Origin of the sequence: Paenarthrobacter sp. AMU7 (assembly GCF_041200195.1) — a bacterium.
Taxonomy (GTDB): Bacteria; Actinomycetota; Actinomycetes; order Actinomycetales; family Micrococcaceae; genus Arthrobacter.
On record NZ_CP165735.1, the window covers coordinates 3,246,462 to 3,267,097 of the forward strand.

24 protein-coding genes are annotated in these 20,636 nt (G+C 60.9%); 11 read left to right on the forward strand and 13 right to left on the reverse strand.

What is annotated here, in order from left to right; genetic code table 11:
* Window positions 1-11 precede the first annotated feature (11 nt).
* Complete coding sequence (locus ABQM86_RS14905; protein ID WP_011775548.1) at window positions 12-359, reverse strand: holo-ACP synthase; 348 nt, start codon at window positions 357-359, stop codon at window positions 12-14.
* 4 nt (window positions 360-363) lie between these two features.
* Entirely contained in the window at window positions 364-2,247 is a 1,884-nt protein-coding gene (glmS, locus tag ABQM86_RS14910; RefSeq protein ID WP_207594215.1) for a glutamine--fructose-6-phosphate transaminase (isomerizing), read from the reverse strand.
* A 139-nt stretch (window positions 2,248-2,386) separates the two neighbouring features.
* Between glmS and coaA the strand changes: the two genes are divergently transcribed.
* Together coaA and ABQM86_RS14920 are read left to right on the forward strand one after the other, a co-directional pair.
* Window positions 2,387-3,358, forward strand: coding sequence for a type I pantothenate kinase (gene coaA, locus ABQM86_RS14915; RefSeq protein WP_011775550.1), 972 nt, complete (start codon window positions 2,387-2,389; stop codon window positions 3,356-3,358).
* A gap of 67 nt (window positions 3,359-3,425) precedes the next feature.
* Window positions 3,426-4,229: a D-alanyl-D-alanine carboxypeptidase family protein gene (locus ABQM86_RS14920; RefSeq protein WP_280628022.1), complete on the forward strand. Its 804-nt coding sequence runs from the start codon at window positions 3,426-3,428 to the stop codon at window positions 4,227-4,229.
* 67 nt (window positions 4,230-4,296) lie between these two features.
* Here ABQM86_RS14920 and glmM read toward each other — a convergent pair whose 3' ends face one another.
* The 3 genes from glmM to rplM form a co-directional block, all read right to left on the reverse strand.
* Complete coding sequence (gene glmM / locus ABQM86_RS14925; RefSeq protein WP_280623240.1) at window positions 4,297-5,661, reverse strand: phosphoglucosamine mutase; 1,365 nt, start codon at window positions 5,659-5,661, stop codon at window positions 4,297-4,299.
* Window positions 5,662-5,816: 155 nt separating this feature from the next.
* On the reverse strand, window positions 5,817-6,323 hold the full coding sequence (gene rpsI / locus ABQM86_RS14930; protein WP_089595774.1) for a 30S ribosomal protein S9: 507 nt from the start codon (window positions 6,321-6,323) through the stop codon (window positions 5,817-5,819).
* 39 nt (window positions 6,324-6,362) lie between these two features.
* Complete coding sequence (rplM, locus tag ABQM86_RS14935; protein ID WP_011775554.1) at window positions 6,363-6,806, reverse strand: 50S ribosomal protein L13; 444 nt, start codon at window positions 6,804-6,806, stop codon at window positions 6,363-6,365.
* Between the two features lie 287 nt (window positions 6,807-7,093).
* Between rplM and ABQM86_RS14940 the strand changes: the two genes are divergently transcribed.
* From ABQM86_RS14940 to ABQM86_RS14980, 9 genes are all read left to right on the forward strand, one after another.
* Window positions 7,094-7,738: a prepilin peptidase gene (locus ABQM86_RS14940; protein ID WP_280623241.1), complete on the forward strand. Its 645-nt coding sequence runs from the start codon at window positions 7,094-7,096 to the stop codon at window positions 7,736-7,738.
* A gap of 325 nt (window positions 7,739-8,063) precedes the next feature.
* Window positions 8,064-8,270, forward strand: coding sequence for a Flp family type IVb pilin (locus ABQM86_RS14945; RefSeq protein ID WP_337339361.1), 207 nt, complete (start codon window positions 8,064-8,066; stop codon window positions 8,268-8,270).
* Between the two features lie 101 nt (window positions 8,271-8,371).
* On the forward strand, window positions 8,372-8,779 hold the full coding sequence (locus tag ABQM86_RS14950; protein WP_337339360.1) for a TadE family protein: 408 nt from the start codon (window positions 8,372-8,374) through the stop codon (window positions 8,777-8,779).
* Complete coding sequence (locus ABQM86_RS14955; RefSeq protein ID WP_337339359.1) at window positions 8,767-9,810, forward strand: Tad domain-containing protein; 1,044 nt, start codon at window positions 8,767-8,769, stop codon at window positions 9,808-9,810. The genes ABQM86_RS14950 and ABQM86_RS14955 overlap by 13 nt, the downstream gene beginning before the upstream one ends.
* 51 nt (window positions 9,811-9,861) lie before the next feature.
* A complete protein-coding gene (locus tag ABQM86_RS14960; RefSeq protein ID WP_337339358.1) occupies window positions 9,862-10,629 on the forward strand; it encodes an RcpC/CpaB family pilus assembly protein in 768 nt (255 codons plus the stop codon).
* Window positions 10,626-11,822 carry an AAA family ATPase gene (locus ABQM86_RS14965; RefSeq protein WP_337339357.1) on the forward strand — a complete coding sequence of 399 codons (1,197 nt, stop codon included), beginning with the start codon at window positions 10,626-10,628 and terminating at the stop codon, window positions 11,820-11,822. The genes ABQM86_RS14960 and ABQM86_RS14965 overlap by 4 nt, the downstream gene beginning before the upstream one ends.
* Complete coding sequence (locus ABQM86_RS14970) at window positions 11,819-13,258, forward strand: CpaF family protein (RefSeq protein WP_337339356.1); 1,440 nt, start codon at window positions 11,819-11,821, stop codon at window positions 13,256-13,258. The genes ABQM86_RS14965 and ABQM86_RS14970 overlap by 4 nt, the downstream gene beginning before the upstream one ends.
* A gap of 2 nt (window positions 13,259-13,260) precedes the next feature.
* The gene (locus ABQM86_RS14975) at window positions 13,261-14,202 is read left to right on the forward strand and encodes a type II secretion system F family protein (protein WP_369744800.1); all 942 of its coding nucleotides are present in this window, start codon (window positions 13,261-13,263) and stop codon (window positions 14,200-14,202) included.
* Window positions 14,203-14,211: 9 nt separating this feature from the next.
* Window positions 14,212-15,090: a type II secretion system F family protein gene (locus ABQM86_RS14980; RefSeq protein WP_337339354.1), complete on the forward strand. Its 879-nt coding sequence runs from the start codon at window positions 14,212-14,214 to the stop codon at window positions 15,088-15,090.
* Between the two features lie 133 nt (window positions 15,091-15,223).
* Here the strand turns inward: ABQM86_RS14980 and ABQM86_RS14985 are convergent, their stop codons facing one another.
* The 8 genes from ABQM86_RS14985 to ABQM86_RS15020 form a co-directional block, all read right to left on the reverse strand.
* Entirely contained in the window at window positions 15,224-16,114 is an 891-nt protein-coding gene (locus tag ABQM86_RS14985) for a tRNA pseudouridine(38-40) synthase TruA (protein ID WP_207594224.1), read from the reverse strand.
* Window positions 16,115-16,146: 32 nt separating this feature from the next.
* Window positions 16,147-16,707 (reverse strand): 50S ribosomal protein L17, encoded by a 561-nt coding sequence (rplQ, locus tag ABQM86_RS14990; RefSeq protein ID WP_089595783.1) that lies wholly within the window; start codon window positions 16,705-16,707, stop codon window positions 16,147-16,149.
* A gap of 66 nt (window positions 16,708-16,773) precedes the next feature.
* Window positions 16,774-17,784 (reverse strand): DNA-directed RNA polymerase subunit alpha, encoded by a 1,011-nt coding sequence (locus tag ABQM86_RS14995; protein ID WP_011775567.1) that lies wholly within the window; start codon window positions 17,782-17,784, stop codon window positions 16,774-16,776.
* 149 nt (window positions 17,785-17,933) lie between these two features.
* A complete protein-coding gene (gene rpsK / locus ABQM86_RS15000; protein ID WP_014922380.1) occupies window positions 17,934-18,335 on the reverse strand; it encodes a 30S ribosomal protein S11 in 402 nt (133 codons plus the stop codon).
* Between the two features lie 51 nt (window positions 18,336-18,386).
* A complete protein-coding gene (gene rpsM, locus ABQM86_RS15005) occupies window positions 18,387-18,764 on the reverse strand; it encodes a 30S ribosomal protein S13 (RefSeq protein ID WP_011775569.1) in 378 nt (125 codons plus the stop codon).
* Between the two features lie 196 nt (window positions 18,765-18,960).
* Window positions 18,961-19,074, reverse strand: coding sequence for a 50S ribosomal protein L36 (gene rpmJ, locus ABQM86_RS15010; RefSeq protein ID WP_011775570.1), 114 nt, complete (start codon window positions 19,072-19,074; stop codon window positions 18,961-18,963).
* 72 nt (window positions 19,075-19,146) lie between these two features.
* On the reverse strand, window positions 19,147-19,368 hold the full coding sequence (gene infA / locus ABQM86_RS15015) for a translation initiation factor IF-1 (RefSeq protein ID WP_011775571.1): 222 nt from the start codon (window positions 19,366-19,368) through the stop codon (window positions 19,147-19,149).
* Between the two features lie 194 nt (window positions 19,369-19,562).
* Window positions 19,563-20,513 (reverse strand): P1 family peptidase, encoded by a 951-nt coding sequence (locus tag ABQM86_RS15020; RefSeq protein WP_369744802.1) that lies wholly within the window; start codon window positions 20,511-20,513, stop codon window positions 19,563-19,565.
* Between the last annotated feature and the right edge of the window lie 123 nt (window positions 20,514-20,636).

Sequence of the window (20,636 nt, forward strand, 5' to 3'; positions counted from 1 at the left end):
TGAGAGTCCGTCTAGCCCTCGGCGAGGACAGTCGCCGTAGCGATGCCGCCGTCGTGGCTCATGGACAGGTGCCAGCGCTTGACGCCCTTGGCCTCGGCCACTGCCAGCACAGTTCCCTTGACCTGGACTGTAGGACCGTTCTCATCGAGACCGATCCAGCAGTCCTGCCAGTTCATGCCCGCGGGAGCACCCAAGACCTTGGCCACGGCTTCCTTGGCCGCAAAACGTGCGGCCAAGGAGCGGGTGTTGAGTTCCCGTTCGGCAGGAACAAACAGGCGGTCCCGGAGTCCGGGCGTCCGTTCCAGCTGCCGGCCGAACCGTTCGATGTCTACGACGTCTACGCCAATGCCAACAATCATGGCGTTATTCTACGGTCACGCTCTTGGCGAGGTTACGCGGCTGATCCACGTCATAGCCCTTGGCTCCGGCCAGTTCAGCAGCGAAGATCTGCAGCGGAACGGTAGTGAGCAACGGCATCAGCAGCGTGGGCGTTTCAGGTACGTAGAACACATGCTCTGCATAGTCCTTGACCGACTCGTCGCCTTCTTCAGCGATCACCAGGGTACGGGCACCACGTGCACGGACTTCCTGGATGTTGCTGACCACCTTGGAGTGCAGGGAGTCGCGGCCGCGCGGAGACGGCACCACAACGAAGACCGGCTGGCCGTCGTCGATCAGGGCGATCGGACCGTGCTTGAGCTCACCGGCGGCGAAGCCTTCAGCGTGGATGTACGCGATTTCCTTGAGCTTCAAAGCACCTTCGAGGGCAACCGGGTAGCCGACGTGGCGGCCCAGGAACAGCACGGACTTTTCGTCCTTCATGCTGCGGGCGAGCTCGCGCAGGGGGCCTGCGTTGTCCAGGATTTTCTGGATCTTGGCCGGGATCTTGTTGAGGTCCGCGAGGACGTCCTTGATCTGGCCGGAGAAGATGTTGCCGCGCAGCTGAGCCAGGTAAAGGCCCAGCAGGTAGGCGGCAGTAATCTGCGCCAGGAATGCCTTGGTGGAGGCCACCGCGATTTCCGGACCGGCGTGCGTGTAGAGCACGGCGTCGGATTCGCGCGGGATGGTGGAACCGTTGGTATTGCAGATTGAGATCGTCTTGGCACCCTGTTCACGGGCGTAGCGGACGGCCATCAGCGTGTCCATGGTCTCACCGGACTGGCTGATGGAAACCACCAGCGTGTTGGAGTCGACGATCGGATCGCGGTAGCGGAACTCGTGGGCGAGCTCCACCTCCGTGGGGATGCGGCACCAGTTCTCGATTGCGTACTTGGCAACCAGGCCGGCGTACGCCGCGGTGCCGCAAGCGAGCACGATGATCTTGTCAACCTGCTTGAGGAGCTCCGGATCGATGCGGACCTCGTCCAGGGTCAGCTTGCCATCAAGATCCGAGCGGCCCAGGAGGGTCTGCGCAACGGCGTCAGGCTGGTCGTGGATTTCCTTCTCCATGAAGGAGTTGAAGCCACCCTTTTCGGCAGATGCCGGGTCCCAGTCAACGTGGTATTCCTTGCCTTCGGCGGGAGCGCCGAAGAAGTCGGTGATCTCCACGGAGTCCGCGGTGATGGTGACGATCTGGTCCTGGCCCAGTTCCACGGCACGACGGGTGTAGTCGATGAAGCCGGAGACGTCGGAGCCAAGGAAGTTCTCGCCTTCGCCCAGGCCAACCACCAGCGGGGAGTTGCGGCGGGCAGCTACGACGACGTCGGGCTGGTCTGCGTGGACTGCAAGAAGGGTGAAAGCACCTTCGAGTCGCTGGCAGGCCAGGCGCATCGCTTCGGTGAGGTTTCCGCCGTCGCCGTTGAGCTGGGTGCGGAAGATGTCGCCAACCAGCGCGGCGGCAACCTCGGTGTCGGTTTCGGACTCGAAGGTAACGCCCTTGGCCAGCAGTTCCTGCTTGAGCTCTGCGAAGTTCTCGATGATGCCGTTGTGAATAAGTGCAAGGCGGCCGCCGTCAGAGAGGTGCGGGTGCGCGTTGCGGTCGGTCGGTCCGCCGTGGGTGGCCCAACGGGTATGGCCGATGCCGGTCAGGGATTCAGGTACTGGATTTGCTTCCAGTTCACTGATCAGGTTGCTCAGTTTGCCGGACTTTTTACGGGACGAGATTGCCCCGTCAGCCACCACTGCGACGCCTGCAGAGTCATAGCCGCGGTACTCAAGACGACGCAGCCCTTCCACGACGACGTCAAGGGCGCTGTGACCAGCTGCCTTGCGAGACGAATTGCCAACATAGCCTACGATTCCACACATGGGTACAAGCCTAACGGCTAGCGCAAACAACTGACGTGGGACATCCCAGCTCTTCCCCTTGCCGCTATGATGTCCAGCCCCCACAATTCACCCTCCCGTCGTCGCGCATTTCCTGATCCGCCGCGTGGAGGGCAGAATCATGAGCGTGACTTTGCAACGCACCGAAGCTAATGGCGACGGCGCTTCCCCGTTTGTAGAGCTGGACCGTCAAACGTGGTCCAGGCTTGCAGCGCAGATGGAGCAGCCCCTCAACGAAGAGGACATCTTCCGTCTCCGCGGCCTCGGCGACCCCTTGGACATGAAGGAAGTCAGGGAGGTCTACCTCCCACTTTCACGGCTTCTGCACCTCTATGTAGAGGCTTCCCACCAGCTTCATGCAGCAACAACCACCTTCCTGGGCGAACAAACCCAGCGCACTCCGTTCGTGATTGGCGTCGCCGGTTCAGTGGCAGTCGGCAAGTCCACCATCGCCCGCGTGCTCCGGGAAATGCTCCGGCGATGGCCCGGAACCCCCAACGTGGAACTCATCACCACCGATGGCTTCCTCTATCCCTTGGCCGAGCTGAAGCGCCGGCACCTTCTTGAACGCAAGGGTTTTCCCGAGTCCTATGACCGGCGGGGGCTCCTCCGCTTTGTGTCGGAAGTCAAAGGCGGCGCCGAGGAAGTCCGCGCACCCTGGTATTCCCACGTAACGTACGACATCGTGCCGGGCAAGGAAGTGGTGGTCCGGCGTCCCGACGTCCTGATCGTGGAAGGGCTCAACGTCCTCGCCCCCGCCCGCCCCCGGATGGACGGAAAACAAGGACTGGCCGTCAGCGACTTCTTCGATTTCTCCATCTACGTGGACGCCAAAACCTCCTACATCGAGGAATGGTACGTGGACCGTTTCCGCAAACTGCGCACCACCGCCTTTGCGCAGCCGGAATCCTACTTCCACCGCTACGCCACACTGTCCGACGACGACGCCGAATCCACCGCCCGCGGCATTTGGAAGCGCATCAACGAACCCAACCTTGAAGAAAACGTGCTGCCCACCCGTGGGCGCGCCCAGCTGGTTCTCACCAAGGACGCCGACCACTCCATACGCCGCATGCTGCTGAGGAAGGTCTAAGGTGGCCGATCTCCAGCCGCTGCCCAGCCGGCGCGCTTTTGCAGGTTTGATCGCCGCTGGCGCTGGAATGGCAGCGTTGTCCGCGTGCACGCCGGAAGCTGCCGCACCCTCCCCCGCCGCCGCAACCGCCGCCAGTGGGGCTGCTGCGCCTTCTACGGCCCCTTCCAGCTCCCCGGCCATGGATCCGGCAACGGTCGCGCCTGAGACGGCCGCGCCGTCGCCCAGCGCCACGCCTTCCAGTGCCGCGCCCTCCAGCGCCGTTACATCGCAGCATTCGCTGTCGGACCCCGCCAGCCCCTGGGTCATCGTCAACAAACACCGCCCCCTCAACCCCCAGGACTTCGTCCCAACCGATCTGGTACAGCCGAACATCCGCCTCGCCGTCAGCGGCGAAGCCGCCCTGCTGAACAGCACGACGGCGGCTGCCGCAGAAAAGATGTTCGGTGCTGCTGCGACGGAAGGCGTCGTTATGGCGTTGGCATCGGGCTACCGCTCCTACTCGACCCAAGTGGCCACGTACGGCGGCTATGTCGCCAGCACGGGCCAAGCCGCAGCCGACCGCGCCTCGGCCCGCCCGGGACACTCCGAACACCAAACAGGTTGGTCCTTCGACATTGCCGACGGTGGTGGGGCCTGCAGCTTCCAGCCATGTTTTGCTGAGCAACCGGCAGCGGTGTGGGCGAAGGCCAACGCACATAAGTTCGGTTTCGTGGTCCGCTATCCATGGATGTTCCACGACATCACCGGGTACTTTTACGAGTCATGGCACCTGCGTTACATCGGGGTGGAGGCAGCAACTGACATGGTCACGCGGGGCATCGTGACGCTCGAAGAGTATTTCGGCCTCGAAGCGGCCCCGGATTACCTTTAGTCCTTAAATGGCTTCGGCCCGCTCCCCTGCCAGGCAGAGGTGCGGGCCGAAGCTCGTTCTGGCTTCTTTAGACAGCCATCTCGCTGGAAGCGCCGAGGCGTTCCTTAACTACTGCAGCAAGACTGTTGCAGATGCGCTCAGCCGTTTCCATGTCAGCGGCTTCCACCATGACGCGGACCAGAGCTTCAGTGCCCGACGGGCGGAGCAGCACGCGGCCGGTTTCGCCCAGTTCGAGTTCGGCTGCAGCAACAGCGGCCGCCACACCTTCGTCGGTACCGGCGCGGGCCTTGTCCACGCCCTTGACGTTGATCATCAGCTGCGGGAGCTTGGTCATCGCGGTGGAGAGTTCCTTGAGGCTGCGGCCTGTCAGTGCAACCTGCGCTGCAAGCTGCAGGCCGGTCAGGACACCGTCACCTGTGGTGGCGTAATCGGAGAAGATCACGTGGCCGGACTGTTCGCCGCCCAGGTTGTAGCCGCCGTTGCGCATTTCTTCGAGGACGTAACGGTCGCCGACGCCGGTTTCGCGGATGGTGATACCGGCACTCTTGAGTGCGATCTTGAGGCCGAGGTTGCTCATGACGGTGGCCACGAGGATGCTGTCCTTGAGCTTTCCAGCCTCGTTGAGGGCCAGTGCAAGGATGGCCATGATCTGGTCGCCATCCACTTCATTGCCCTCGTGGTCCACAGCGAGGCAACGGTCGGCGTCGCCGTCATGGGCTACGCCAAGGTCGGCGCCATGCTGGAGAACTGCTTCCTTCAGCGGGCCCAGATGGGTGGAGCCTACGCCCTCATTGATGTTCAGGCCGTCCGGCTCAGCGCCGATCACTACGACGTCCGCGCCGGCGTCCTTGAACACCTGGGGTGAACAACCGCTCGCAGCACCGTGGGCGCAATCAAGGACCACCTTCAGGCCGTCAAGGCGCTTGGGAAGCGTTCCCAGCAGGTGCACGATGTATCGGTCCTCAGCGTCGGAGAAACGCTGGATGCGTCCGACGTCGGCTCCCACCGGGCGCTGCGGCTCTTTGCCGAGCTGTGCCTCGATGGCGTCTTCGACGTGGTCCGGGAGCTTCTGGCCGCCGCGGGCAAAGAACTTGATGCCGTTGTCCGGCGCGGGGTTGTGGGAGGCCGACAGCATCACGCCGAAATCGGCGTCGAGATCTGCCACCAGGTAAGCGGCCGCAGGGGTGGGAAGAACACCGGCGTCATAGACGTCGATTCCGGAGCTGGAAAGCCCGGCTTCCACGGCGGCGGCGAGGAACTCGCCACTCGCTCTGGGGTCCCTGGCGACGACGGCGCGCGGCCGCTTGCCGTTGGTTGTGCGGTCATGGCCGAGTACGACGGCGGCGGCCTGGGCAAGCTGCATAGCCAGCTCGGCGGTGAGCAATCCGTTCGCGAGACCGCGCACGCCATCTGTTCCAAATAATCTAGACATCGGCTCAAGTTTAGACGACGCCGGGACACCATCAGTTCAGGAGCGTGTCGGAGCGTCACATGCGCGCCGTGCGACGCCCGTGTTTAACGGCGAAAGCCCGCCCCGCCGAAGTGGCGGAACGGGCTTTCGATGCCCCAATGCAGGGGCGAAGCGAATTAACGCTTGGAGTACTGCTGAGCCTTGCGTGCCTTCTTGAGACCAGCCTTCTTACGCTCGATGACGCGGGCGTCACGGCGCAGGTAACCGGCCTTCTTGAGGGTGGCGCGGTTGTTGTCGACGTCGATCTCGTTCAGCGAGCGAGCAACACCGAGACGCAGTGCACCGGCCTGGCCGGAGATGCCACCGCCGTGGATACGGGCGATGACGTCGTAAGCGCCTTCGAGATCAAGGATCTTGAAGGGCTCGTTGACATCCTGCTGGTGCAGCTTGTTCGGGAAGTAGTTGTCCAGCGTGCGGCCGTTGATGGTCCACTTGCCGGAACCCGGTACAACGCGAACGCGCGCAACGGCTTCCTTGCGGCGGCCAACAGCTGCGCCGGCAACGGTCAGTGCCGGGCGTTCCTTCTTGGGCGCATCTTCACCAGATGTGCTTTCAGAGGTGTAGCTGGTGAGGGTTTCCTCAGCCTCGACGGCTTCGGCGGTCAGTTCTTCGTTCTGAGCCACGGTTCTCCTTGTAATAAAAAGTTTAGTTGGTGGCCAGGACTACTGGGCGACCTGGGTGATTTCGAAAGTCTTCGGCTGCTGAGCGGCGTGGGGGTGCTCGGGGCCTGCGTAGACCTTGAGCTTGCCCAGCTGCTGAGCGGCGAGGGAGTTCTTGGGGAGCATGCCCTTGATGGCCTTCTCAACAGCGCGAACCGGGTTGGATTCCAACAGCTCGGCGTAGTTGACGGAGGTCAGGCCGCCCGGGTAACCGGAGTGGCGGTATGCGCGCTTCTGCTCCAGCTTGGCGCCGGTGAGGGCAACCTTTTCAGCGTTGATGATGATGACGAAGTCGCCCATGTCCATGTGGGACGCAAAGGTCGGCTTGTGCTTTCCGCGCAGCAGTGTTGCGGTCTGGCTGGCAAGACGACCAAGGACAACGTCGGTGGCGTCAATGACGTGCCACTGGCGGTTGATATCGCCGGGCTTCGGGGTGTACGTACGCACGGTTTTGCCTCGTTCTTGTTCTGGCGTTCATGTTTTAGGCGACACGCAATAAGGCGTGTACCTACTATGTATGCGCTACCGGAGCAGAGGTGAGGGCTCTATGTACCAGTCATCCCAGAATCTCGAAATGCCTCAGGAGTTGGCGATCCTGCAACTGGATCCCCCGTAAGGCATGTGTCATCGAGATAGGACACGCACAACGACTCTAAACAATACCTTCAACGGGCCGCCCGGGTCAAAATGGGGTAATCGCCCTTGGGGGTTGGGCACTGATTGAGGGAGAGCACATGACCGACGGGCCAGCCTTTCCACTCATTATCGCCCTCGCGGGCCTCCTCCTGAGCCCTGCTGCAGAGTGGCTCATCTCAGTGCGGCTGCCGCGGCTCGGCGGACCCCCTTCCCCGAGGGTCCGGATCACGACGGCGGCTCTCACCTCGCTGCTGTTTGGCTTGCTCGCGTGGCGGTTTGGCCCTTCTTTGGACCTGCCGGCATTTCTTTTGTTGGCTCTTTTCGGCGTACAGCTCTCCCGCATTGATTTCACCCTGCATTTGCTGCCCAACCCCTTGGTATTGCTTTTGCTAGGGGGTGGCCTGCTGCTTTTGCTGGCTCCTGCAGCCTTCGCGCCAGGCTGGCCAGACCTCGTCCGGGCCCTCGCAGGAGGGGCGATCCTGTTCGCCGGCTACCTGATTCTGGGACTTATTTCGCCAGGGAGCCTTGGAATGGGCGATGTGAAGCTTGCGGCACCCGTTGGAATGTACTTGGGGTACTTGGGTTGGGGGCAAGTACTCTACGGCGGTCTGCTGGGTTTCGTGGTGGGCGGGGTGCTGACGGTACTGATGTTGCGCCTGAGATCAGCGGAAAAGCCCATAGAGACGGCTCACGGACCCGCCATGTTCGCTGCGGCCCTCGGCGTCATCTTGGTACTCCAGTAGCGCCCTTCATGTGAGTCTTTCACGACTCCCCTTTAGTGCGATTTTCATAAGGCTACTGTCAAAACCAAGTAGTCCCTGACCTTACGTGCGCCTGAAACTGAGTACTCCCCCCACCCCCTACGGGTGCCCACGTGCCGGCCTTATCAGGAATTCGAGTACAACTACGCATTGTTCAGCCGACTGTCCAGGGTGAATTCTTATCTCATCGAATTCCGAACCGCTAAAGGATACATGGGGGTAGTTCGGGAAACGTATAAATGCAAATTCCGATAATTTGCTGGACCTATAAAACAACCTGTTCATTCATTCTGGGAAGGACTCTCCAATGTCTACTCTTATGTTCACCATCACCTCGTACATCGCCGGCGTCAAGGACCGCTTCACCAAAGAAGAGAAGGGCGCGACGATGGTTGAATACGGCATCATGGTCGCCGCCATCGCAGTCGTCGTCGGTGCTGCAGCCTTCGCACTCGGTGTGCGGGTCGATGGCCTCTTCGACGGCATCAACCTCGGTGGCGCACCAGCTGCCTAACTCCTGGTTCCGCGGTTGGTCGTGGCGGCTATTTAGCCACCACGACCAACCAACCGCTTTAAAAGCAACATTCTGTTGGTATCTGGGACCGGGAGACGGATGTGAAATCCAAAACGAATGAGCGTGGCGCCGCGGCCGTAGAAATGGCCATCATTCTGCCACTCTTACTGCTAATCCTGTTCGGAATCATGGAGTTTGGGCGTGCCTACAACGTCCAGGTTTCCCTGACTCAAGCTGCGCGTGAAGGAGCCCGCCACGCAGCGGTGCACTACCAGGACGGCACTCTGGACGTATCGGGCGCAGCGCTGGCTGCCGCGCCGGCACTCGACGGCCTGGGGGTCACCGTCTCGGACAACGCTTCGAGCTGTGCGCCCGGAGCCAACGTGGAAGTCACCACCAGCGTTTCCCTGCAGTCGTTGACTGGTTTTCTGGATGCCGGCTTCTTCGGTGGCTCCGGAATCTTCCCCATCAACATGTCAGGAGTCGGGGTGATGAGATGCGGCGGCTAACTAAACTCCTCAAGCGTGGTCACGTCGCTGAGGCGCGTTCCAACGACGAACGCGGCGCCACGACGGTCGTCGTCGCTGGCCTCATGGTGGTCCTCCTTGGATTTGCCGCATTAGCGGTGGATGTCGGAGCGATGTACGCAGAGAAGGCCCAGCTACAGAACGGCGCCGATGCTGCAGCACTGGCTATAGCGACAGACTGCGCTAACGGTAATTGCGGGAATAGCTCAGCCACCGGCGACTCGTTCGCCAACAACAATGCCAATGACGCGTCAAGTGGCGCGGCAGTTTCGTTCCCCTCTACAAACACGGTGCGGGTAGTCACCAACGCCCGGGACGCCGAAACCGGCGCCAACAGTTTTAGTCTCTTCTTCGCCCAGGCACTGGGTAATGAGACGGCTCAGATCGGCGCAGTTGCCGAAGCTTCCTGGGGAGCCCCATCGTCTGCCACAACATTGCCTTGGACGGTGAGCGAATGCGTCTTCAAGAAGTATCTTTCGCCAGCCCAGCTCGCGTCCCTTAATTCGACGGGGAATTTCACAGGAGATCCGACACCAACGCACCTGCTGTTGCGCTACGACACCAACGCACCAACCGTGCCGGGGTGTGCGGTGCAAAACGGCTACCAACCTGGTGGCTTTGGTTGGCTCGTCACCGATTCCGGTTGTTCCACCGACATCGATCTGGACGCGACTGTCAATGGACAAACCGGTAATCACTTCCCTAACGCTGCCGCCTGCGACGCCGCCCTTTCCACCATCATGGACGAGCCTGCACTGATACCACTCTTCAAGACAGCCACGGGCAATGGCAGCAATGCGAAATACACCTTGGTTGGTTTTGCAGCATTCCAAGTCACCGGATACAAGTTCAGCGGCTCTGGGGCCGTGCTGGACCCCCTGGCACCAAGCTGCACGGGAAACTGCCGTGGACTCCAGGGGTTTTTCTCACGCTTTGTGTCCCTCGAAGAGGGCATGCAAGTTACCGGAGGCATTCCTAATTATGGGGCTTCGGTCGTCTTGCTCACCGAGTAGTTACTCACAGGGTCGCTGCTCTCGAACTCACGAAACTCAAAGGAGTAGAAAGTGAAAACACGCCTACTGGGAGGCATTGCAGCACTGCTTTTGGCAGTCATCGGCACGGTTTTGCTGGTTACCTATGTTCAGGGAGCCGACAAGCGTGCGCAGCAAGGGCTTGATCCCGTAAACGTCCTTGTGGTTAAGGAACGCATTCCCGCCGGCACCAAGGCTGAAGAAATCCAGTCCAAGGTCAAGGTCGAAACCCTGCCGCAGTCGGCAGTGGCACCCGGCACCATCAACGCGCTGAGCGACCAAAAAGGAAAAGTCACCTCGGCCGATCTCCAGCCAGGCGAACAGTTGCTGGGGGTAAAACTGGTCAGCCCCAAAGAGCTGGCTCCGGGTACTGTTCCTGTTCCTGACGGTTTGCAGGAAGCAACGTTCGTTCTTGCCCCGGAGCGCATGCTGGGTGGCCGGATCGAAGCTGGAGACACCGTAACAGTCTTTGCCTCCTTCAAGCTGGACGAGGCCGTACCCGCGGGAGCCAACCTGCCGGCCGCGCTGACCGGCTGGAAGGATTTTACGGAACTCCTGTATCACGACGTCCTGGTGACTGCTGTCCAGCAGGCCGCACCGGACGCAGAAAAGTCTGCCGGAGCGGAGAAGGGCGTCGCCCTCCCCAATGGGTCGGCATACGTCACTGTAGCCCTGAGCGACGCGAACGCTGCCGAGATGGTTTTCGGCGCCGAGTTCGGCACGCTGTGGCTGTCCAAGCAGACCGATAAGACGGTCAAGAGCGATCCTCCAACCACTACTTTCGGAGGGCTGGTCCAATGAGCCGCTTTGTAGCCATCACCGCAGTCCGTGACTTTGAAGGCCGCATACGCCAAGCCATCACAGGGGCCTTGCACGGCGACCTTCAAACGCTGCCACCTACAGTGCTGCAAGCAGGCACAGACGAGCTGTTCAAGCAACTGACCGGCGCTCCACCCGAGGTCTTGATTCTCGGCCCCGGGGTGAATCCGGATGACGCCTTCAAGCTGGCCACCGTCATTGATCTTCAGTTCCCGGAAATCAGCTTGCTGATGGTAGCGGAACCAAGCACCGACATCGTCCTCAAGGCCATGCACGCAGGCGTCCGTGACGTGGTTGCTCCTGAAGCTGATGTCAACGAACTCCGGGTACTCCTCGAGCGCGCATGTCTGGCTGCCGCGAGCAGGCGACGCGGAATGCAGCCCGCAGAGTCCGGCCAGGAGAGGGGACGGGTCATTGCCGTCATGTCCCCGAAGGGCGGCGTGGGCAAGACAACAGTAGCTACCAACCTAGCCATCGGGTTGGGGTCGCTTGCACCGATGAGTGTAGTCATTGTGGACCTCGATCTGCAGTTCGGGGATGTCGCTTCCGGCCTGATGCTTGAACCGGAACACTCCATCACCGAGGCGGTTCACGGATCGGCGGCCCAAGACTCCATGGTCCTCAAGGCGTTTCTGACCGTCCACCCAGCCGGAATCTACGCACTCTGCGCGCCACAGAAACCCTCCGATTCGGACTACATCACCGCCGAGCACGTAACACGACTCCTCAACCAACTGGCGACAGAGTTCAAGTACGTAGTCGTGGACACTGCACCGGGTCTTGGCGAACATTGCCTGGCAACCTTGGAGTTGGCCACCGACGGCGTCTGGGTCTGTGGAATGGACGTGCCGAGCATTCGGGGACTTCGAAAGTGCTTCAGCGTCTTGAAGGAGCTTCAGCTGCTGCCGCAGGGCAGGCACACAGTGTTGAACTTTGCTGACCGAAAAAGCGGGCTCTCCGTCCAGGATGTGGAAGCCACCATAGGAGTTCCTATCGACACTGTGATCCCACGCTCCCGGTCACTCCCCTACTCAACCAACCGGGGAATTCCAGTTCTTCAAGGAACGGCGCGGGATTCAGCCATCAAGGGACTAAGGAAGTTGGTTCAGCGATTCGATCCACGGCTGGAATCGACTCCGCAGAACAAGCTCCACCGGAGGGTGGTGGTGTCATGAAACTGTCCGAAAGGCTTTCGAAGAACAACCCGCTGGCTGTGGTTGGACCATCTGATTCAGAGCCTGAGAATGCGGCAACTGGCGTCGACCGGAATACCGCCGCCTCAAGTGCAGCACTCTTTGGCGGAGCGCCCCTTACTCCCGCAGTGGACGCACTGGCCGGCCTCAAACAACGTGCTGCTTCAGCCCTGTTTGAGCGCATCGGAAACCGCATAGGTGACCCCTCTTCATCGGAAGAGGACCTGCGGTCATTTGCGGTCGATGAACTTTCGGCCGTCATTGACGACGAGCAAGTGCCGTTGACCCCCGAGGAACGCCGACGGCTCATCCGGGAGATTTCAGACGAAGTCATGGGTTTCGGACCGCTGCAGCGCTTGCTTGAAGACCCATCGATCACCGAAGTGATGGTCAACCGATATGACCAGATCTACGTGGAGCGTCATGGGCATCTGGCATTGACGGAGCTCACGTTCAGTTCCGACGATCATCTGAGGAAGGTCATCGAACGGATCGTTTCGAAGGTCGGACGCCGCATTGACGAGTCTTCGCCACTTGTGGATGCCCGACTGGAAGACGGCTCGCGTGTCAACGCCATCATTCCTCCGTTAGCGGTCAACGGCCCCTCCCTCACCATCAGGAAATTCAGCCACGTTCCACTGACGGTCAGGAATCTCATTGAGTGGGGCTCCATGAGCCAGGAGATGGCTGAATTACTGAGCGCCTGCGTAAGGGCACGCTTGAACGTCATCGTTTCGGGCGGTACAGGCACAGGAAAGACGACATTGCTGAACGTTTTGTCTTCCTTTATCCCGGAGTCCGACCGAATCGTCACCATTGAAGACGCAGTGGAGCTACAACTTCAACAGCGTCATGTCGTCAGGCTGGAAAGCCGCCCACCCAATATTGAGGGAAAGGGCGCCATCACTATCCGTGACCTGGTCCGTAACTCGCTTCGCATGCGGCCGGATCGGATCATCGTCGGCGAGGTCCGTGGCGGTGAATCCTTGGACATGCTGCAGGCGATGAACACCGGCCACGATGGCTCCCTGTCCACGGTGCACGCCAACTCTCCCAGGGACGCGATTGCACGATTGGAAACGCTGGTATTGATGGCTGGGATGGATCTTCCGCTTCGCGCAATTCGGGAGCAGGTCTCCTCAGCTGTTGATCTCATCGTTCAAGTAACGCGTTTGCGTGATGGCAGCCGACGAGTCACGCATGTGACTGAAGTCCAGGGCATGGAAGGAGACGTCGTCACCCTGCAAGACGCCTTTTTGTTCGACTACTCGGCAGGCCTGGACGCTCAAGGACGCTTCCTGGGCAAGGCAATTCCAACGGGGATCCGACCTCGCTTCCTCGACAGGTTTGCGGAACTTGGCATCCAAGTATCGCCAGTGACCTTTGGAGTCGTTCCGCAACCGATCGGAAGGCGGTAGCAATGGACTCTCCAGCACCCTTCGTCATCGCCATTGGTCTTTGCCTGGCGGCCATCATCATCTTGTTCGTTTTTGTCCTGAAGCCTCGCAACGGAAGCATCCCCATCGAGCGTCGTCGCTTGCAGGCTTCACATGACAGTTCAGCCGTGGGGCGGTTCTCCGGGACAGCCGTGCAGTTCATGGACACCGCGCTCGGCCGCTCGGGAGGTCCCTTCAACCGGGAAGTCCTTTACCAGGCCGGAGTCAAACAGGCGCCGGCCGACTTCACCGTCATGGTTCTCGCCAGCGCTATAGTCGCGGCAGTCGTCGGCACACTCCTCTTGAACATCTTTATCGGGATCCTGTTGGCGCTTGCGGCACCTTTTCTGACGAAAATGGTGCTGGTCACACGGACCCAGAAACGTCGTGCCAAATTTGAGTTACAGCTCACGGACACCATCCAGATGTTGATAGGTGGACTACGCGTTGGGCACAGCATCATGAGGTCCTTGGAAGCTGCAGCCCAGGAGGCCCAAGCTCCTACATCAGAGGAGCTGGGCCGCATCGTCAATGAAGTAAGGATCGGCAAGGACGCACGGCAAGCCATCGAAGACTGCGCAATCCGCATGGACAGTGAAGACTTCCGTTGGATTGGCCAAGCCATTCAGATCAACCGGGAAGTAGGCGGCGACCTGGCCGAAGTGCTGGAGCAGGTCGCCGGTACCATCCGGGAGCGCAGCGAAATCAAGGGCCATGTGCGTGCTCTTAGCGCTGAGGGCAAGATGTCGGCGGTGGTTCTGATGATTCTTCCCGCAGCGGTCGGAATCTTCATGTCGGCGTTGAACCCCGGCTACATGAAACTCTTTGCCGAACACCCAGTCGGGATTGCGCTGGTAGTGGTAAGCGCGATCCTGTTCGTCGTCGGCGGCTTCTGGATGAGCCGCACAGTAAAGATCAAGTTCTAGGAGGACCGAATGACTCCCATGGTGTGGCTCATCATCGCCCTCATCGTGCTGCCCCTCGCGTACTTCGCTTGGTCTCTCATCAGCATCGACCGTAAAGGCATCGTTGCCATTCAGACCAACCTTGGTTCGGGCTTTGCCCAAGGAGCCGGCGTGAACATACAACGCCCACCACTCCTGCTGGGCGTCGCCCGGAAGCTAACCCCGGGCAGTTACGAAGCCAAAATGGATCACTGGCTCGCCCTCGCCGGCCGCCCGATCTCGATGCCGTTACCCAAGCTCATAGCCCTGAAACCTGCCCTTGCGCTGGCTGGCGCACTCGGAGGAGTGCTTCTGTTTTTTCTCAGCCCTGTACCAGGAATGGCGGTGCTGGGGCTCTTCGTGGCCATATTCCTGTATTTCCTTCCTGACCTCTTGGTCTACAACACGGGGCTGAAGCGACAGGAAGCAATAAAGCTGGAACTCCCCAACACCCTCGATCAGATGCTGATCTCTGTCGAGGCCGGCCTTGGATTCGAGTCAGCCATGGAAAGGGCGGCGATGCAAGGATCCGGCCCGCTGCCCCAGGAGCTCATGCGCACGTTACAGGACATCCAAGTGGGACGTCCCCGGCAGGAGTCCTATGAGGCTTTGGCCGAAAGGTGCGCTGTTCCGGACGTTCGCAGTTTCGTCCTCGCGGTCATCCAAGCCGATAAGTACGGCATCGGCATTGCCAACGTGCTGCGGGCTCAAGCCAAGCAAGCACGCGTGAAGCGCCGGCAGAATGCAGAAGAGAAGGCGATGAAGCTTCCCGTCAAGGTGCTCTTCCCCTTGCTGTTCTGCATCTTCCCGGTGCTGTTCATAGTCCTTCTGGGTCCCGCAGCCATCAAGATCATCCAGGCGTTCAGCTGATCTTGATCCTCGGGAAATAGACCGGCACTTCGCGGATCCCAGACCACGGAGTGCCACAACGGCCCCCTTCCGGTACCCAGAGCCGGGAGGGGGTCCTCCAACGTTCCGGGAAGCCGCCAAAACAAGAAGAGAACTACGCCCGCCGCGCCCGCGTCAGCTCAGCCCGGGCCAGCATCTCGGCATCCGAAGGATAAGAAACTTCCTCCAGCACCAAGGGATGCGGTGCAGCGAGCACGGATTTGGCATCGCGCTTCCTCTCCAGAAGGCGCGAGTGCAGCCAGCCCGGAGCCTCCAACTTCTCCCCCACCCGCAGCGCAGAGCCCACCAAGGACCGCACCATGTTGTGGCAGAAAGCGTCGGCCTGAACGGTGGCCACAATGACACCGTCGCTGTCGCGGGTAAAGGAGAACTTCTGGAGTTCCCGGATGGTGGTGGCGCCTTCGCGCGGCTTGCAGTACGAGCGGAAATCCTGGAGTCCCAGCAGCGCCACGGCCCCGGAGTTCATGAGCGAAACATCCAACGGCGCTTTGTGCCACAGCGTGATTCCCCGCAGCAGGGGGTCCCACCGTTCGGGACCGTCGGCAATGCGGTAACTGTACCTGCGCCACAACGCTGAAAAGCGGGCGTCGAAGCCTTCAGGCGCCAGACCGGCGTCGTGCACTTCCACAGCACCGGTGAGGTCGCCGAGGATCCGGCTCAAAGCTCCGCGGAGGCGCCGCAACAGCGCGACGGCGGGATCGAGTTCGTGCCCACGCGGCAGTGACAGCCACTCGGCTTCGGTCAGGTCCAGGTGAACCACCTGGCCGCGTGCGTGGACTCCCGCGTCAGTCCTGCCGGCCACCGTCACGCGGACAGGTCGTTGCAGCAGGAGCGCCAGCGCTTCCTCCACGGAGCCCTGGACAGTACGAAGCCCGGGCTGCAGGGCCCATCCATTGAAGGGTGCGCCGTCGTAAGAGAGATCAAGCCTTACACGCAAAAACCCGCCGCCCCCCAAAACGGGGGCAGCGGGTTTTCGTTCGTTCATAGACTTAAGTCTACTGCGAAGAATTCAGTGAATTACTTCTTGTCCTCAGCGGCCGGAGCCTCTTCGGTTTCAGCGGCTTCAGCTTCAGCAGCGTCGGCTTCAGCGGCCGGAGCCTCTTCCGTCTCAGCAGCTTCTGCTTCTACAGCTTCGGTCTCAACGACCTCTTCCTCAGCAGCCGGAGCAGCCTTGGCAGCGGCAGCGGTTGCTTCAGCAACAACGGCCTGCTTCGGGGAGACCGGCTCAAGAACGAGCTCGATGACAGCCATGGGAGCGTTGTCGCCCTTACGGTTGCCGATCTTGGTGATGCGGGTGTAGCCACCATCGCGGTTGGCAACGGCGCCGGCGATGTCGGTGAACAGCTCGTGGACAACGCCCTTGTCGCTGATCAGGCCGAGAACGCGGCGGCGGGAAGCGAGGTCGCCACGCTTGGCGAAGGTGACCAGACGCTCTGCGTACGGCTTAAGGCGCTTGGCCTTGGTGACCGTGGTGGTGATGCGCTTGTGCTCAAACAGAGCAGCTGCCAGGTTCGCGAGCATCAGGCGCTCGTGAGCCGGGCCGCCTCCGAGGCGCGGACCCTTAGTGGGGGTAGGCATAGTTATTTCTCCTGTTATGTAAGCCGTTCAGGTCCATTGCTGGACCCAGCGGCCAAGATCTGCTGTTTAGAGCTCGTCGTCGCTGAACGCGGCGTCGTCCTCTTCGATGGCTGCGGCGCGGGCTGCGAGATCGAAACCGGGAGGGGAGTCCTTGAGGGACAGACCCAGTTCCACGAGCTTTGCCTTGACCTCGTCAATGGACTTCGCACCGAAGTTACGAATGTCCATCAGGTCAGCCTCGGAGCGGGCAACGAGTTCACCCACGGTGTGGATGCCCTCACGCTTGAGGCAGTTGTAGGAACGGACGGTGAGGTCCAGATCCTCGATCGGCAGAGCCATGTCAGCTGCCAGGGCAGCGTCCGTCGGCGACGGGCCAATCTCGATACCTTCAGCTGCGGTGTTCAGCTCACGAGCCAGACCGAACAGTTCCACCAAGGTGGTGCCTGCGGAAGCAACAGCGTCGCGCGGAGCGATTGCCTGCTTGGTCTCGACGTCGACAATGAGCTTGTCGAAGTCGGTGCGCTGCTCAACACGGGTAGCTTCCACGCGGAAAGTTACCTTCATGACCGGCGAGTAGATCGAGTCAACCGGAATACGGCCAATCTCGGAGTCGCCGGACTTGTTCTGAGCTGCCGAAACGTAGCCACGGCCGCGCTCGATGGTCAGTTCGAGTTCGAACTTGCCCTTCGAGTTCAGAGTGGCAATGTGCAGATCCGGGTTGTGGAATTCGACGCCGGCCGGCGGAGCGATGTCCGCGGCGGTGACGACTCCGGGGCCCTGCTTGCGCAGGTACGCAACAACCGGCTCATCGTGCTCGGAGGAAACCGAAAGGTTCTTGATGTTCAGGATGATCTCGGTGACATCTTCCTTGACACCCGGAACCGTGGTGAACTCGTGCAGCACGCCATCGATCCGGATGCTGGTTACAGCGGCACCGGGGATGGAGGAGAGCAGGGTACGGCGGAGGGAGTTTCCGAGGGTGTAGCCGAAGCCCGGCTCCAGCGGTTCAATGATGAAACGGGAGCGGTTCTCGGATACAACTTCTTCAGACAGGGTGGGGCGCTGTGCAATGAGCACTTAGGTTTCCTTTCGGCGAGCATCCGCTATATGACGCAACACAGGTGGTGGAAATCGGCTTCGGTTTCCAGCCTGACCAGCCGGGCCATGCTTATGAAGGGTCGAAACTCTCCACAGCAGGCCCGGCCAGTCAGGCAGGGAAGACCTAATTAGACGCGGCGGCGCTTCGGCGGGCGGCAACCGTTGTGGGCGCTGGGGGTGACGTCCTGGATGGAGCCAACCTCGAGGCCAGCGGCCTGAAGCGAACGGATTGCGGTTTCGCGTCCGGATCCCGGGCCCTTGACGAATACGTCAACCTTGCGCAGACCGTGCTCCTGAGCGCGCTTTGCGGCGGCTTCAGCAGCCATCTGGGCGGCGAAGGGAGTGGACTTACGGGAGCCCTTGAAGCCAACCTCACCGGCGGAAGCCCATGAGATGACAGCACCGTTCGGGTCCGTGATGGACACGATGGTGTTGTTAAAGGTGCTCTTGATGTGCGCCTGGCCAAGCGCAATATTCTTCTTATCCTTGCGACGCGGCTTACGAACCGCTCCACGAGTCTTCGGGGGCATTGTTTCTCCTACAGAAAGTTATCGGGGGAAAACCGGATCAATCCCGAGGGATTAACGTCCGGCCTTCTTCTTGCCGGCGACGGTGCGCTTCGGGCCCTTACGGGTACGAGCGTTGGTCTTCGTACGCTGTCCGCGTACGGGCAGGCCCTTGCGGTGGCGCAGGCCTTCGTAGCTGCCGATCTCTACCTTGCGGCGGATGTCAGCGGCTACCTCGCGGCGAAGGTCACCCTCAACCTTGTAGTTGCCTTCAATGTAGTCACGCAGCTGAACCAGTTCGGCGTCAGTCAGGTCCTTGACGCGAACGTCGGCGCTGATGCCAGTGGCAGCCAGGGTTTCGTGTGCACGGGTCTTGCCCACGCCGTAGATGTAAGTAAGCGCAATTTCCAACCGCTTTTCGCGGGGAATGTCTACGCCAGCGAGACGAGCCATAGTGGCGGTACTCCTTGAATAAACCGGAGGTCGTAGGCAGTACACCCACACGTTCCGTGTGGCCCCAGCCTCCGACCGGGGGTTCGCTGACCAGGCTCTATACTGCAGTCCTGGCACAGCTTGTGCTGCCTTTATTTACTTGCGTGGGCTAGCAACCCAGGTTTGCCCTTGCGGGCGCTGATTCCCGGAAGGGGAATTAGCCCTGGCGCTGCTTGTGGCGCGGGTTCTCGCAGATCACCATGACCCGGCCGTTACGGCGGATCACTTTGCACTTGTCGCAGATCTGCTTGACGCTCGGCTTGACCTTCATGGCGTTCCTTTGCGTGTTTTGCAGTTGATCTGCTGGAGCGGCTTAGGCACTATTGCCTGGCCGCCCAGCAATTTACTTGTAGCGGTAGACGATACGACCACGTGTGAGGTCGTATGGGCTCAGCTCAACCACTACCCGGTCCTCGGGGAGGATTCGAATGTAGTGCTGTCGCATCTTCCCAGAGATGTGTGCGAGAACGACGTGCTTGTTGGTGAGCTCAACGCGAAACATCGCATTGGGCAGCGCCTCAGTCACAACGCCCTCGATCTCAATGACCCCGTCCTTCTTGGCCATATCCTCCGCTAACTGTTGTTTGCCGCTGTCCTTCAGTTAGGCACCGAAGATCCAGCGGACGTTTTTTGTTTGCTTGGCTCTCTTGAACCACGACACTAAAAAGGGCGTGGCTGCACAGACAACCAACAAATAACTCTACGCCAATCAGGCCGGAAAGTTAAATCCGTCCATGGTAGCGCAAGGGTCCCCCGCCGTCACTCCCCTGCGGGCCTGAAAGCCGGGAATTCACCTGCCGCCGTCGAGACACTTTCCGCAGCCCCGACGCCGTCGAGTATCGCGAGCCGAACGGCTTCCGCCGCGGCACTTTGAAGCGTTATCAGCGACACTTGCCGCGCCTGTTCAGTACTGCGATCCAGCACGACGGCGCCGGTCGCCAAAGCGAACACGGTGTCACCGTCCGCAAGGGTGTGCGACGGATCCAAGGCCCGGGCCAACCCCGCATGCCCGGCATTGGCAGTCCGCCTGCATTCGGCAACATCAAGGGCAGCATTCGTAGCGATCACCACCAACGTCGTGTTGAGCCCCTGCGGTGGAACTCCCGGATCGGCAGAGGCTTGCGGCCCTGTCGCGCTGAACACCGGCGAACCAAGCGCATTAACTACCGCAAGGGCCCCCACAATCACGCCGCCGTCGAGGGTGATGGACGACGTTCCGATGCCACCTTTGTACTGCCCGCGCGCAACAACGGCACCCGTCCCCGCACCCACGTTTCCACGTTCGACGACAGCATGGTCACCTGAGGCGAACGCTGCAGCGGCTGCCTGGTATCCCATGTCGGCGCCGGGTCGAGCTTTCACGTCACCGCCCCGCCCGAGGTCGAAGATGGCGGCCGCAGGCACAATCGGCACCACAGTTCCGGGAACAGCGAAGCCCCTCCCCTGTTCTTCGCACCACAACTGGGCCCCGCCAGCCGAGGCCAACCCAAAAGCGCTGCCCCCGGTCAGCACCACGGCATCCACAGTGGATACCAGCGTGGTGGGATCCAGTGCGTCGGTCTCATGAGTCCCAGGACCTCCACCGCGAACATCCACAGACCCCACGGTCCCCACGGGAGGAAGAACAACAGTCACCCCGGACAGCCACCCCTCCCCCACCCTCTGCACATGCCCAACCCGTATGCCGGCAACATCGGTGATCGAATTCATGGCTCCATTCTCCACCTGCACGAAGGCGGACTCAGCGAATTGACTGGCACCCGGCAGCGCGCGTCTAAGGGAGGAACGACCGAGCGCGCAGAGGGTGGCAGCCAATTGGCTGCCACCGATGAA

What these genes read in the sequence shown, in the direction of transcription:
- infA (WP_011775571.1), bottom strand. Translation starts at nt 19,368, where the DNA reads ATGGCCAAGAAGGACGGGGTCATTGAGATCGAGGGCGTTGTGACTGAG.
- coaA (WP_011775550.1), top strand. Translation starts at nt 2,387, where the DNA reads ATGAGCGTGACTTTGCAACGCACCGAAGCTAATGGCGACGGCGCTTCC.
- ABQM86_RS14940 (WP_280623241.1), top strand. Translation starts at nt 7,094, where the DNA reads ATGACCGACGGGCCAGCCTTTCCACTCATTATCGCCCTCGCGGGCCTC.
- ABQM86_RS14985 (WP_207594224.1), bottom strand. Translation starts at nt 16,114, where the DNA reads ATGAACGAACGAAAACCCGCTGCCCCCGTTTTGGGGGGCGGCGGGTTT.
- rpsM (WP_011775569.1), bottom strand. Translation starts at nt 18,764, where the DNA reads ATGGCTCGTCTCGCTGGCGTAGACATTCCCCGCGAAAAGCGGTTGGAA.
- ABQM86_RS15020 (WP_369744802.1), bottom strand. Translation starts at nt 20,513, where the DNA reads ATGAATTCGATCACCGATGTTGCCGGCATACGGGTTGGGCATGTGCAG.
- ABQM86_RS14920 (WP_280628022.1), top strand. Translation starts at nt 3,426, where the DNA reads ATGGCAGCGTTGTCCGCGTGCACGCCGGAAGCTGCCGCACCCTCCCCC.
- glmS (WP_207594215.1), bottom strand. Translation starts at nt 2,247, where the DNA reads ATGTGTGGAATCGTAGGCTATGTTGGCAATTCGTCTCGCAAGGCAGCT.
- glmM (WP_280623240.1), bottom strand. Translation starts at nt 5,661, where the DNA reads ATGTCTAGATTATTTGGAACAGATGGCGTGCGCGGTCTCGCGAACGGA.
- rpmJ (WP_011775570.1), bottom strand. Translation starts at nt 19,074, where the DNA reads ATGAAGGTCAAGCCGAGCGTCAAGCAGATCTGCGACAAGTGCAAAGTG.
- rpsK (WP_014922380.1), bottom strand. Translation starts at nt 18,335, where the DNA reads ATGCCCCCGAAGACTCGTGGAGCGGTTCGTAAGCCGCGTCGCAAGGAT.
- ABQM86_RS14980 (WP_337339354.1), top strand. Translation starts at nt 14,212, where the DNA reads ATGACTCCCATGGTGTGGCTCATCATCGCCCTCATCGTGCTGCCCCTC.
- ABQM86_RS14970 (WP_337339356.1), top strand. Translation starts at nt 11,819, where the DNA reads ATGAAACTGTCCGAAAGGCTTTCGAAGAACAACCCGCTGGCTGTGGTT.
- ABQM86_RS14905 (WP_011775548.1), bottom strand. Translation starts at nt 359, where the DNA reads ATGATTGTTGGCATTGGCGTAGACGTCGTAGACATCGAACGGTTCGGC.
- ABQM86_RS14945 (WP_337339361.1), top strand. Translation starts at nt 8,064, where the DNA reads ATGTCTACTCTTATGTTCACCATCACCTCGTACATCGCCGGCGTCAAG.
- ABQM86_RS14975 (WP_369744800.1), top strand. Translation starts at nt 13,261, where the DNA reads ATGGACTCTCCAGCACCCTTCGTCATCGCCATTGGTCTTTGCCTGGCG.
- ABQM86_RS14955 (WP_337339359.1), top strand. Translation starts at nt 8,767, where the DNA reads ATGCGGCGGCTAACTAAACTCCTCAAGCGTGGTCACGTCGCTGAGGCG.
- ABQM86_RS14965 (WP_337339357.1), top strand. Translation starts at nt 10,626, where the DNA reads ATGAGCCGCTTTGTAGCCATCACCGCAGTCCGTGACTTTGAAGGCCGC.
- rplQ (WP_089595783.1), bottom strand. Translation starts at nt 16,707, where the DNA reads ATGCCTACCCCCACTAAGGGTCCGCGCCTCGGAGGCGGCCCGGCTCAC.